Here is a 12,694-nt window from a genome sequence, read left to right as displayed (position 1 = left end):
TGCGGTCCCGAGACACGTTGTTTTGTAGCAAACGTTACATTATATCATGGTGGACGATGATTCAAACCAGTACAGCTGCCCGATGCCGCGCCCACGCAGTCTGACAAACGAAGACCTGCTCGATCGGGCCATTCCGATCTTTCTCGGCAAGGGCTATGCCGGGGCTTCGTTGCGCGACCTGACAGAGGCCACGGGGCTCAGTGCCGCTGCGCTTTATCATCGGTATGGCGACAAGAACGGCCTGTTCCGCGCCGCTATTGACCGTTATGCCGATGACATGATGGTGCCGCTTCTTGAACGGTTTGCCGCCGAAGACGATCCGATCGCGGCGATCGCCGGGCTTCTCGCGCATCTGAGCCATGTTTCGGCGCAGGACCCGCATCGGATGGGGTGCCTGCTGGTCAACAGCGCGATGGATGGCGGACCGATTTCGGCTGAGGCCCGCGCTCAGGTCCATGCCCGGCTGAGCCAGCTGGAAGCATTCTTTCGCGATCGGCTTGAACACGCACGGGACCAGGGGCGCCTGCCCGCCGGGATCGAACCTCCGGCGCAGGCGGAACTCCTCCTCGCGACCGTTCTCGCCTTGCGCACCCTGGCGCGCCTCGATCCAGATCCCGGCCGGCTCGACCGGCTGGTCGCCGACGCGATGAGCCGCCTTCATCCCGGCGGATCCGGGACTCCATGATCGGTCTTCACTGCCGGACCACGCCGAACGGCCGCCAGACCGCGATCCTGCTCGAAGAGGCCGGGCTCGATTTCCGGATCGAGCCGCGAGCGCGGCATCGGCACCCCCTCGACGATTTTCCCAACCTGAAGCGCCGGTTCACGGCAATTGCCGCGCGGCGCGCCTGCGATCTGGCGCAGACGATCAACAACACGCCGACCGTATCCGCGACACGCGGGCGCACTCGTTCGGCCCGCGGGCAAGGAGGCCCTGATGCGTGAACCCCTGAAGCTCTACGATCTCGCCGGCGCCGACGAACGCGTCCGGTTCAGCCCGAATTGCTGGCGCACCCGCTTCGCGCTGGCGCACAAGGGCCTGCCCTGCGAGACCGTGGTCTGGCGCTTCATGGAAAAGGACGCCATCGCCTTCTCCGGCCAGGGCAAGGTGCCCGTGCTGGTCGATGGCACCCGCCACGTGCATGACAGCTGGACCATCGCTCTTTATCTCGAGGATACCTATCCCGACCGGCCGAGCCTGTTCGGCGGCGCTGCCGGCCGCGGCCTCGCCCGCTTCGTCAACCAGTGGACCAGCGAGGTGCTTCATCCCGCCATTGCGAAGGTGGTCCTGCCCGACCTCGTCGACATCCTGCACGAGGGCGACCGCGACTATTACCGCTCGACGCGCGAGGCCGCGTTCGGCACGACGGTCGGGGCGCTGCGGGCGGCGCGCGAGGACAACGTGAACGCGCTCCGTACCACATTGCGGCCGCTGCGCAGCACGCTGGCGGACCAGAAATTTCTCGCCGGCGACGCCCCGAACTATGCCGACCATGTCGCCTTCAGCGCCTTCCTCTGGGCGCACGCCTCGTCCCCGGTGAAGATCCTCGCCGCCGATGACACGCTGCACGCCTGGTGCGGGCGCATGTTCGACGCCTATGACGGTCTGGCTCGACTCCTGCCAGTCGCCGCCTGAACGGGAGGAAGCCGATGTCCGCCATCGAGGGTATCCGCGCCTGCGTGTTCGACGCCTATGGCACGCTCTTCGATTTCGGCTCCGCCGTCACCCGCTGTCCGGATGTGCCGGATGACCGCCGCGCGGCGCTGGTGACACTCTGGCGGGACAAGCAGCTGCAATACACCTGGCTGCGCAGCCTGCAGAACCTCTACACCGATTTCGAGACCGTCACCGCCGACGCGCTCGATTTCGCGCTGGAGGCGACCGGCCTCGCCGACCCCAAGCGGCGCGCCGCGCTGCTGGCTCTCTACCGCATCGTCTCGGCCTATCCGGAGGTCAAGGCGACGCTGGGCACACTGAAGGCGAAGGGGATTGCTACGGCGATACTCTCGAACGGCACCCCGGCGATGCTCGCCGCCGCCATCGCCCATGCCGGGCTCGGCGACGTGCTCGACCATGTGCTGTCGGTCGAGGCGGTCGGCGTGTTTAAGACCGATCCGCGCGTCTACCAGTTGGTGCCGGCGCGGCTCGGGGTCCAGCGCAAGGAAGTCTGCTTTGTTTCCTCGAATGGCTGGGATGCCTACGGTGCCTCGGCCTTCGGCTTCCGCGTCGCCTGGTGCAACCGGGCGCGGCAGCCGGCGGAGCGGCTGCCTGGCGCGCCCGATGCGGCGATCAGCGATCTCTCGGCCCTGCCCGGCCTGCTCGGCCTCGGCTAAGCCGGCGCGCTTGCGCCGCCCGATCCGGCGGCATAATGATCTGGATAGGAATCGGTGGCCCGCAAGGGCTGAAACGGGAACGCAGAAGGGCGAGATCGTGCCCCGGCTGCGGCTGCCCCCGCAACTGTGAGCGGCGAGGCGCGTTCATCCCGGCCATTGCGAGGCGGCGCAGACCGTCCGCGAGAAGGCCGAACGCGCCCATGACCCGCGAGCCAGGAGACCGGCCGGTCCCGAGACCATGCGCGCGCGTCCGGGCGGGGTGAACCGGGTGCGAAGGGTGAAGTCCCGAAGCCTTCGGTCGCCCTGATGGCAACACCCGCCTCGCCGGGTGCCGGACCGGAGTTTTTCCATGCGCGAGTTCGCGCGACACATCTTTTTCGTCCCCCTCGCTTTGTGCGGGGCGCTCGTCGGCGCCCGCGCCCAGAGCGCACGGCTTCCCGCCGGCACCGTGCCGATCGAGACCGTCACCGCCTCCTATGTGCGGACACCCATTGCCGACACCCCCGCATCGGTCACGGTCATCACGGCGGCGCAACTTCGCCGGCGCGGCGTGACGACCCTGGCCCAGGCGCTCGAGGCGGTTCCCGGCCTGAACGTTGTGCAATCGGGTGGGCCGGGCGCGCAGACCTCCGTCTTCATCGACGGCACGAATTCCGAAGACGTGCTGGTGCTGCGCGACGGCGTGCCGGTAAACGATCCCTCGGTGGCCAACGGCGCGTTCAATTTCGGCAATTCCGGCATCGGCGATATTGCGCGGATCGTGGTGGTCCGCGGCCCGATGTCCAGCCTCTACGGCTCGGGCGCGATCGGCGGCGTCATCAACCTGATCAGCAAGCGCGGGCACGGCGCGCCGCATGTCGATTACGACCTCGCCGGCGGCTTTCCCGGCCAGGGCGAAGGCAGCGTCACACTCTCCGGCCAGAGCGGCAAATTCGATTACGCGATCACCGGCTCAGTCATCGAGCAAGCCGGGTTCGACGCGACGGCGCGGCGCCTCGCCGTCTACGCCGCGCATCGCGATCCGTTCCGCTACAAGCTCGGCGCCATCAATCTCGGCTACACGCCGGTCGCCGGCACGCGGATCTCGCTGATCGTCCGCGCGCGGCAGACCGGGAGCCAATATCCCGATCTCGGCTATCCGATCTTCGACGATCCCTATGAAAACAGCTTCGATTCGAATGTCTTTTTCCGCTTCGGCGTGAAGTCGCACCTGTTCGACAACCGGCTGATCACCGAACTCGACATCGCCCACATCCAGGACGACCGTCGCTACCTGACTTTGCTCGATCCCGCCGACCCCAACCAGTTCGCCGGCAACAGCGGCTATCGCGGCGATCGCACTGTGATCCAGTGGAACAACGTGATCCGCCTGCCGGATTTTGGCCCGATGACCGACCCGACGCTCGTCGCCGGCATCGAGACCACACACGATACGGCGGTCGAAAACTACAACGCCAGCTTTGGCGGCTATCCCTACCTCCAGAGCCTCGCTGCCTCGCAATCCACCACCGCGGGGCATTTCGGCGCGCAGGCCACCATAGCGCGCCGCCTGTCGGTGCAGGGCGCTGTCCGTGCGGATTCGGTCAGCGGCTACGGCACCGTGGTGACGGAGCGCGGCGGCCTCGTGCTGGTCGTACCCGCAATCGACACGCGGCTGAAAGCCTCGGCGGGCAGCGGCTTTCTCGCCCCCTCGCTCTACGACCTGCACGGCATCGACAGTTACGGATATCACGGCAACCCGAACCTCCACCCCGAACACTCGGTCGGCTACCGGTTCGGTTTCGAGACCGTGCTGCCCGCCTTCGGCATGCCCGAAGCGGTCACGCTGCGGATGAGCTATTTTCACCAGGACATCTCGAACCTGTTCGAGTACACCTCCCTGCCTGACGGCACCAGCACGGAGGAAAACGTCGCCCGCGCCCGGATTCACGGCATCGAGGCGGGCATCGGCTTCGCGCCGGCCCCCTGGCTCTCCGGCCAGATCGACTATACCCGCACCATCGCCCGCGATGCTGCGACCGGCACCGCCCTCCTGCGTCGGCCGGAAAACGCCGGATCGCTCACCCTCTCGATCCGCCCGATCCCGGCGCTGTCGATCGAGCCCGCCATCCGCTATGTCGGCCGCTTCTCGGATTTCCTCTACGCCAATTCCGGCTATCCGATCACCTCCGGCAATCCGAGCGGCGTCGGCCTCGCCCAGCCCGGCACGATCGCCAATCTCGCAGTGAACTACCGGATCAGCCGCGCGCTCACCCTCTTCGCGATCGGTCGCAACCTGACCAACTCGGCATTCGAACCCGTGAATGGATTGCAGATTCCGGGGCAGAACTTCCTTTTCGGCTTGCGGGGAACCATCGGCGGCTGAACCTTTGCTCACCGCATAAGACATATTCATGAAATACATATGCTGCGGCGCACAAAATTCTTGAACGGGAAAGCGATTCCGCCATATAGTGCGATGCAGCAAACGATCAGTCGTTTGTCTGCTTTCTTGGACGTTTCCTCCCTAAACTTGGCGGCCTCGTGGCCGCCATTTTTTTTGCGGCAGTTGCCGGCGACGCGGTGGAGGAGCCAAAAAACACTTGCCTTCGCTCACGAGCTGTTTACCTTGCGCATGGCAGCTATCTCACAAAAGCAAGAAGGACGGGACCAATGGCACTATCAAGGCGCAAAGCTCTGCGTGGAGCGGCGGGAACATTCATCCTCGCCTCGGCAAGTCCCATCGCCCTGGCGGCGGACAAGGTCTATCACATCGGGATTACGCTGCCCCTGACCGGCGCAGATGCCGAGGCCGCGCACCTCATTCTTCACGGCGCGCAGCTCGCCATCAAGCTCGCCAACCAGAGCGGCGAACTCGGCGACATCCGCCTCGAGCCGATGATCCTGAACAACGCGACCGCGACTGCCGGCCAGTACGACCCGGCCCAGGCCGCCACCAACGCGCGCAAACTGGCCGGCACGCGCACGGTGCTTGCCAATGTCGGCCCCGAGATGAGCGGCTCCGGCAAGGCGATGGCGCCGATCCTCTCGATGGCCAATCTCGCGACCATCACCCCCTCGTCCACCGCGCCCGACATCACCAATCCGGCCTATGCCGGCGAGTTCGATCCGGGCGGCAAGCCGATCTATTTCCGCACCGTGACGACCGATGCCTATCAGGGCCCGAACATGGCGAATTTCTACGCCGAGGTCCTGAAGGTGAAGAGCGTCTACATCCTCGATGACAGCGGTGCCTACGGCGTCGGCCTCGCCAACGCCTTCGAAGCCCAGGCGAAGAAGAAGGGCATCAAGGTCCTCGGCCGCGACCGGCTCGACCCCAAGGCCGCCGACTATTCCGCCGTGCTCACCAAGATTGCCGCGACCAAGACCGCCTCGCTCTATTACGGCGGCACGATGCAGGCCGGCGTGAAGCTGGTGAAGCAGAGCTACCAGATCATTCCGCACGTGATCAAAGGCGGCGGCGACGGCATCCTGAGCCCCGAAATGATGACGGCCGCCGGTTTCCCCGCCGCCGAGGGCTGGTATGGCACCAACGCCTCGCCGCATGTGGTCGATGACCCGAAGCTGGCGAACTGGGTCAAGCTCTATACGAAAACCTACGGCGTCGCGCCGGACGATTACGCCATCACCGCCTATGACGCCGCCCTCGTCGCCATCGCCGGCATCAAGGCGGTGCAAAAGGCAGGCAAGCCGCTCACCGCCGCCAATGTCCGCGACGCGATCGCGACCGTGCATGTCAACGGCTTGCAGGGGCCGATCAGCTTCGACAAGTATGGCGACATGACCAGCCACATCGTTGCCGTGTTCCAGTTCCACCAGGACAAGTCCGCCCCGCTCGGGGACCTGAACAAGCAGATGCGATACGTCGGCGTGGCGCCGCAGCACTGACGCGGCGCCCATGACCGGAATGGCGGTTTTTCTCCAGCAGCTCGTCAACGGGCTGAGCCTGGGGGCGATGTACGCGCTGCTGGCACTCGGGTTCACCCTTGTCTACGGCATTCTCGAGCTGATCAATTTCGCGCATTTCAACGTCTTCATGGTGGGAGCGTTCGTTGGCCTCATCGTGCTGCAATGGTTCGGCCTGCAGGGCCAGGCGGTGGTGCTGCACGGCGCCCCGCTGGTGCTCTCGCTGCTCGCCGCCCTCGTGGTGACGATGGTGACCTCCGGCGTGCTCGGCGTCGCGATCGAGCGCTACACGCTGCGGCCGATGCGCAACGTGCGCGGGCCGATGGCGATGATCACCACGATCGGCGTCTCCTACATCCTGTTCAACGTCGTGTTGCTGCTGACCAACGCCCAGGCGCTGAACTACCCCGACCCGATGCCGAGCATCGACTACCATCTCGGCGGGGTGACGATCCGCCTCAAGGCGGTGATCATCTGGATCGTCGCGGCAGTGCTGATGTGGGGGCTGAACCTGTTCGTCAGGCGTTCGCGCCTCGGCAAGGCGATGCGCGCCGTCGCCCAGGATGCCGAGGCCGCGCGGATGATGGGTGTGGAGGTCGATCAGGTGGTGATGATCGCCTTCTTCGCCGGCTCCGCCCTGGCCGGCGCCGCCGGGATGATCTTTGGCCTGTACTACAATTTCACCCAGTACAGCATCGGCTACACCGCGGGTCTGCGCGCCTTTACCGCCGCCGTGCTCGGCGGCATCGGCAACGTGCCGGGGGCGATGGTCGGCGGCCTCCTCATCGGCCTGATCGAGACGATCGGCAGCCAGTACATCGCCGCGAAATGGGCCGATGTGATCATCTTCTCGATCCTGATCCTCACGCTGGTCTTCCGCCCGGCCGGCCTGCTCGGCGCGCAGGCGCCCAACCGCTCGTAGGCGGCGATGAAGCGCCTCGCCCTGCTCTCGCCCCGCCAGCGCCAGGCGCTGTTCGCCGCCCTGCTGATGGTGCTTCTGCTGCTGCCCTTCCTCGGCATCGGCCAGGCGAATATCGACGTCGCGGCCAATAGCTGCGCCTATGCCGCACTGGCGCTCGGGCTGAACATCGTGGTCGGTTTCACCGGCCTGCTCGATCTCGGCTACGCCGCGTTCTTCGCCATTGGCGCCTATGCCTATGGCATCCTGAACTCGTTCCAGCTCCACCCGCACTGGAGCGCGGCCTGGGCGCCGCTCGCGGCGATCGGCTTCGTCGCGAAACTCGGCGCGGGTGCGGCGGCGACGGTGCATTTCACCTTCCCCTTCTGGCTGATGCTGCCGGCCTCCGCCGTCATCGCCGCCTGTTTCGGCATGGCGTTCGGCGCGCCAACCCTGCGGCTGAAGGGCGACTATCTCGCCATCGTCACCCTCGGCTTCGGCGAGATCGTGCCGATCGTCGCGCGCAACTGGTCCTCGCTCACCAACGGCGCCGAGGGGCTGAACGGCGTCGGCCCGCCGGTCCTGTTCGGCTACCGCTTCGGCATCAACGCGACACCTTATTATTACGTCGGCCTTGGCCTCGTGCTGCTGCTGCTCTTCATCTCACTGCGGCTGAAACCCTCGCGGATCGGCCGGGCCTGGATGGCGGTGCGCGAGGACGAGATCGCCGCCAGCGCGATGGGCGTGCACACCACGCGGCTGAAGCTGCTCGCCTTCGCCATGGGCGCCGGGTTCGCCGGCATGACCGGCACGTTCTACATCGCCAAGCTGCAGACCGCGACGCCGGACATGTTCGACCTGCCGGTCTCGATCATGGTGCTGGTGATGATCGTGCTTGGCGGCCTCGCGAGCGTCTGGGGCGCCATTGTCGGCGCGGTGCTGCTCGAACTGCTGCAGGCCTGGTTCCTGCCCGCCCTGTCCGGCTGGGTGCAGGGGCTCGGCAACGCGATCCATTCGCCTTTCCTGCAAAATCTCGAGCTCACCTCGGCCTCGGAACTGATCTTCGGCATCATTCTGGTGACCATGATGCTCTACCGGCGCGACGGCCTCGTTCCGGTCGGCCGGAACGAGGTGCGGCTGAGCTATGAGCAGCAGGACGCCGCCGTCTCCCGCGGCGCCGCCCCGGCCGTGGCCAGGCTGCGCGCCGGGCTCGCCGAAACCACCGCCGACGCACGGCCCGCCGCGCTCGAAATCCGCGACCTCACCGTGAAATTCGGCGGGCTGACCGCGCTGAAATCGGTCTCGCTCGATGTCCCGCCCGGCAGCATCGTCGCCGTGATCGGGCCGAATGGCTCGGGCAAATCCACCCTGTTCAACAGCATCACCGGCCTCGTGAAACCCTCCGCCGGCGTAGTGCGCTTCGCCGGGCGCGACCTGCTTGGCCTGCGGCCAGACCAGGTGCTGCGCGCCGGCGTCGCCCGCACCTTCCAGAACATCCGCCTGTTCCCCAACCTCACGGTGATGGAAAACGTGCTGATCGGCCAGCACACGCATCTCTCCTCCGGCGCGGCCGGGGCGGTGCTCGGCCTGCCCCGCGTGCGCGCCGAGGAACTCGAAGCGCGCGAATTCGTGCTCGAACTGCTGGCGATGTTCGGCAACCGCCTGGTGCCGCGGATCGACCAAGGCGTGGCGCAACTCTCCTACGCCAATCGCCGCCGTGTCGAGATCGCCCGCGCGCTCGCCTCCCGCCCGCGCCTGCTGATGCTCGACGAGCCGACGGCGGGCATGAACCCGGCGGAAAGCCTCGAACTCGCCGAACAGATCGCCGCCTTCCGCGATTTCGGCCTCACTGTCCTGCTGGTGGAGCACAAGCTCGATGTCGTCACCCGCCTCGCCGACAACGTGATCGTCCTCGACCATGGCGAGAAACTCGCCGAGGGACGGGCCGACGAGGTGCGGCGGAACGAGGCGGTGATCGAGGCCTATATCGGCCGGGGCGTGGTCGATGCCTGAGGAAACCCTGCTCGAATTCGCCGGCGTGCACACCCATTACGGCGACCTGCACGTGCTCAAGGGCGTCGACTATTCGGTCGCGCCGGACGACATCGTGGTGCTGCTCGGCGGCAATGCCAGCGGCAAGTCGACCACGATGAAGACGATCATGGGCACGGTCACCCCTTCCCAAGGCGAGGTGCGCTTCCGCGGCGCGCCGATCAACCGGCTCAGCACCTCGGAGCGGGTCAGGCGCGGCATCGCCCCGGTGCTGGAGGGCGCGGCGACTGTTCCCGCGCATGACGGTCTACGAGAATCTCGAAATGGGCGCCTATACGCGCAAGCGCGGCCCGGAATTCGACGAGGATCTCGAACGTGTCTATGAGCTGTTCCCCCGCGTGAAGGAACGCCGCCACCAGCTCGCCGGCACGCTGTCGGGCGGCGAGCAACAGATGGTCGCGATCGGCCGCGCACTGATGGCCCGCCCGGCGCTGATCTGCATGGACGAACCCTCGATGGGCCTCTCGCCGCGCTTCGTCGAGATCGTGTTCGGCATCATCCAGACCATCAACCGCCAGGGTGTGGCCATCTTCATGGTCGAGCAGAACGCCCACATGGCGCTGCAAATCGCCAGCCGCGGCTACGTGCTGCAGACCGGGCGGGTCGTGCTCTCAGGCCCCGCCGCAGACCTCGCCGCCAACCCGGCGATCCGGGAGGCCTATCTCGGCGAGCTGCAGGTGGAGGAAAACTAGCCCGGCAGCGGCACGTTCACGCCGAAGATCTGCAGGAGCAGAATGACGTTGAGTCCGAGGATCACGATGGCGCCACCGATCGCGGCGATGGCGGTGATCCCGCGCACCGCGAGCGCGCCCATCAGCGCCCGCCGTGTGGAAAACCACAGCAATGCCAGCATCGGCACCGGCAGCGCCAGGCTCAGCACCACCTGGCTGAGCACCAGCGCTCGTGTCGGGTTCACGCCGAGGCCGATCACCACGAAGCCGGGGATCATGGTCAGCGCCCGGCGAAGCCAGATCGGGATCGAAAAACCGACAAATCCCTGCATCACCATCTGCCCCGCCAGCGTGCCCACTACGGAGGACGACACGCCGGAGGCCAGCAGCGAGATCAGGAAGATCACCGCGGCACCGGCGCCGAGCAGCGGCGAGAGCGTGCGATAGGCCTCGCCGATCTCGGCGATCCCCTGATGCGCCGGATGGAAGGCGCCGGCGGCCATCGCCACCATCGCCATGTTCACCAGCCCGGCGACCCCGAGCGCCGCGAGCACCTCGATATTGGAATAACGCACCAGCCGCCGGCGCTGCGCCGCATCCTGCGGCGCCACCCGCGCGCCGGAGAGGCCGGAATGCAGGAACAGCGCGTGCGGCATTACCGTGGCGCCGACGATGCCGACCGCGATCGTCAGCGCCTCGGCATCCGGCAGGGAGGGCAGCACCGTATGCAGCGCTGCCTGCCGCCAGTGAACCGGCACGATCAGCAACTCGGCGAGATAGCAGAGCGCGATGACGCCCACGAGCGCGCCGATCACCAGTTCCATCGGCCGAAAGCCGCGCCGGTCGAGGAGCAAAATACCGTAGGTCACGATCCCTGTAATCGCCATGCCCGCCATCAGCGGCAAATGCGCGAGCAGCGCGATGCCGATGGCACCGCCAAGAAACTCGGCAAGATCGGTCGCCATGGCGGCGATCTCGCTGATGATCCACATCGGGATGGTCAGCGCCGGCGGCAGCGTGTCGCGGCAGAGTTCGGCGAGATTCCGCCCGGTGACGATCCCGAGCCGGGCAGACAGGCCCTGGAACAGCATCGCAATCAGGCTGGCGAGCAGCACGACCCAGAGCAGGTCATAGCCATAGCGCGCGCCCGCCTGGATGTTCGTCGCGAAATTGCCGGGATCCATATAGGCGATCGAGGCGACAACCGCGGGCCCGGCAAAGATCAGCGGGTTACGCCATCCGGCGCGCCCGGCCAGCCGGTCCGCGACGGCGCGTGCCGTTCGTTCGCTCAGCCCAGGCCGGGAAACAAGGTCGCTCACCGCAATCGAAGCCCACCCATGAAAATGTAGCCAAGGCTATATATAGGGCAGCAGGCAAAATTTTGAAGAGGCGTGCGATCGCGCGAGCGCCCTTAAACAAAGCGCCGGCCGGAGCAAAACTCCGGCCGGCGCCGTGTCGGGATTTTTCTGGAAATCAGTCCTAATTGCGCTCCGGCCGGTGTCGGGACCGGCCGGCTCGGCTCACTCGGTCTTCAGGAAGTCGAGCAGCTTGTCGATGGCACCCTGCTTGTCGAGCCCCTCGAGCGCGCCGTATTCGGCGGCAAGCCGGTCGAGCGCCTGCTCGAAGATCTGCCGTTCGGAGAAGCTCTGGTCCGGCTGGCCGGCATTGCGGTGCAGGTCGCGCACCACCTCGGCAATCGCCATCGGGTCGCCGGAATTGATCTTCGCCTCGTATTCCTGCGCCCGGCGCGACCACATGGTGCGCTTCACCCGGGCGCGGCCCTTGAGGGTGGCGAGCACCTCGTCGAACTGCTTGCGGCTGGAGAGCTTGCGCAGACCCGCCGTGCGCGCCTTGTTTACCGGCACACGCAGCGTCATGCGGTTCTCATCGAAGGTGATGTGGATCAGTTCCAGCTTCTGTCCGGCAATCTCCTCGGCGGCGATGCGCTCCACCTTGCCCACGCCATGGGTTGGGTAGACGACGTGATCGCCGGGCTTGAAGGTTTCGGCCTTGGCGATCGCGCGCTGCGGCAGCACGGGGCGCGGCCCTGGCGGCGGCAGGGTGTCGCGTTCGGCTTCGGCGGGCTGAGGGGCGGTCTGGGCGGTATTCGGGCTGGCCATATCGGGCTGTGAGTCCTTCTCGGTCTTGGCCGCCTGGGGTTCGGCGGCGGTTCTGGCGGCGCGGCGCGGCGCCGGGCTGTCGGACGGCGAGCCGGACGCGGCGGCGGCCTTCATGGCCGTCTTCGCGCGGGTCGTCGCCTTGGCACTGCTGCTGACGTCCGCACCGGCTCCGGCCGGATCGGTTGAAGCGGGTCGTTTCATGCTGAACCTCGATAGCGAAGCGATCGGGGGCGCGTTGCGCCACTCAAGCGCCGGCGGGGATGCCGGATCAACATGCATACCACAAATCCGCCCCGGCGTGAACGCCGGCGGCGCGGACGGCTTCAGTCCTTGTGCGGTTCAGGCGAGAACAGTTCGGCCTTGCCGTCGCGATCCTTCCACTCATCGGCATCCGCCGGCGGCGTGCCCTTGCGGGTCATGTTCGGCCAGAGGGTGGCAAATTCGCGGTTCTTCTCGATCCAGGCGGATGCCTTGCCGTCCGAATCCGGCACGATCGCCTCGGCCGGGCATTCCGGTTCGCACACGCCGCAGTCGATGCATTCGTCCGGATGGATCACCAGCATGTTCTCGCCTGCGTAGAAGCAGTCGACCGGACAGACCTCGACGCAGTCCATGTACTTGCACTTGATGCAGTTTTCGGTGACCACATAGGTCATCGGGCACTCCTGAGCATGGGATGGATCGACCGGCGATATGCCCCCAACGGCCGGCCA

The 12,694-nt window shown here is 66.5% G+C and carries 11 protein-coding genes, 1 pseudogene and 1 riboswitch; of the genes and pseudogenes, 9 read left to right on the top strand and 3 right to left on the bottom strand.

Going from position 1 to position 12,694, the window contains the following annotated elements; translation table 11 throughout:
* Window positions 1-82 precede the first annotated feature (82 nt).
* The 9 genes and pseudogenes from APM_RS00975 to APM_RS00935 all read left to right on the top strand — a co-directional run bounded on the left by APM_RS00975 (window position 83) and on the right by APM_RS00935 (window position 9,882).
* Complete coding sequence (locus APM_RS00975; protein ID WP_231295314.1) at window positions 83-685, top strand: TetR/AcrR family transcriptional regulator; 603 nt, start codon at window positions 83-85, stop codon at window positions 683-685.
* Entirely contained in the window at window positions 682-945 is a 264-nt protein-coding gene (locus APM_RS00970; RefSeq protein WP_007421488.1) for a hypothetical protein, read from the top strand. The genes APM_RS00975 and APM_RS00970 overlap by 4 nt, the downstream gene beginning before the upstream one ends.
* The gene (locus APM_RS00965; protein ID WP_007421487.1) at window positions 938-1,636 is read left to right on the top strand and encodes a glutathione S-transferase family protein; all 699 of its coding nucleotides are present in this window, start codon (window positions 938-940) and stop codon (window positions 1,634-1,636) included. Before APM_RS00970 ends, APM_RS00965 begins: the two co-directional genes overlap by 8 nt.
* 14 nt (window positions 1,637-1,650) lie before the next feature.
* On the top strand, window positions 1,651-2,334 hold the full coding sequence (locus APM_RS00960; protein ID WP_007421486.1) for a haloacid dehalogenase type II: 684 nt from the start codon (window positions 1,651-1,653) through the stop codon (window positions 2,332-2,334).
* Window positions 2,335-2,369: 35 nt separating this feature from the next.
* Window positions 2,370-2,578, top strand: a riboswitch (cobalamin riboswitch).
* A 105-nt stretch (window positions 2,579-2,683) separates the two neighbouring features.
* Window positions 2,684-4,699, top strand: coding sequence for a TonB-dependent siderophore receptor (locus tag APM_RS00955; RefSeq protein WP_007421485.1), 2,016 nt, complete (start codon window positions 2,684-2,686; stop codon window positions 4,697-4,699).
* A gap of 287 nt (window positions 4,700-4,986) precedes the next feature.
* Window positions 4,987-6,222 (top strand): branched-chain amino acid ABC transporter substrate-binding protein, encoded by a 1,236-nt coding sequence (locus APM_RS00950; RefSeq protein ID WP_012040539.1) that lies wholly within the window; start codon window positions 4,987-4,989, stop codon window positions 6,220-6,222.
* A 10-nt stretch (window positions 6,223-6,232) separates the two neighbouring features.
* Window positions 6,233-7,162, top strand: coding sequence for a branched-chain amino acid ABC transporter permease (locus APM_RS00945; protein ID WP_007421483.1), 930 nt, complete (start codon window positions 6,233-6,235; stop codon window positions 7,160-7,162).
* 6 nt (window positions 7,163-7,168) lie between these two features.
* On the top strand, window positions 7,169-9,151 hold the full coding sequence (locus tag APM_RS00940) for an ABC transporter permease subunit (RefSeq protein ID WP_007421482.1): 1,983 nt from the start codon (window positions 7,169-7,171) through the stop codon (window positions 9,149-9,151).
* A pseudogene (locus APM_RS00935) lies at window positions 9,144-9,882 on the top strand (ABC transporter ATP-binding protein). Before APM_RS00940 ends, APM_RS00935 begins: the two are co-directional and overlap by 8 nt.
* Here APM_RS00935 and APM_RS00930 read toward each other — a convergent pair.
* The 3 genes from APM_RS00930 to fdxA form a co-directional block, all read right to left on the bottom strand.
* Window positions 9,879-11,180 carry an Nramp family divalent metal transporter gene (locus APM_RS00930; protein ID WP_007421479.1) on the bottom strand — a complete coding sequence of 434 codons (1,302 nt, stop codon included), beginning with the start codon at window positions 11,178-11,180 and terminating at the stop codon, window positions 9,879-9,881. The pseudogene APM_RS00935 and the gene APM_RS00930 overlap by 4 nt on opposite strands.
* A gap of 201 nt (window positions 11,181-11,381) precedes the next feature.
* Window positions 11,382-12,182 (bottom strand): CarD family transcriptional regulator, encoded by an 801-nt coding sequence (locus tag APM_RS19770; protein ID WP_083818645.1) that lies wholly within the window; start codon window positions 12,180-12,182, stop codon window positions 11,382-11,384.
* A 122-nt stretch (window positions 12,183-12,304) separates the two neighbouring features.
* Window positions 12,305-12,637: a ferredoxin FdxA gene (fdxA, locus tag APM_RS00920; protein WP_007421477.1), complete on the bottom strand. Its 333-nt coding sequence runs from the start codon at window positions 12,635-12,637 to the stop codon at window positions 12,305-12,307.
* Window positions 12,638-12,694 lie beyond the last annotated feature (57 nt).

The organism is Acidiphilium sp. PM, from assembly GCF_000219295.1.
In the GTDB taxonomy this organism is placed as follows: domain Bacteria; phylum Pseudomonadota; class Alphaproteobacteria; order Acetobacterales; family Acetobacteraceae; genus Acidiphilium; species Acidiphilium multivorum.
Note: the sequence above shows the minus strand (reverse complement) of the source record. Positions and strands in the feature narration are given on the sequence as shown.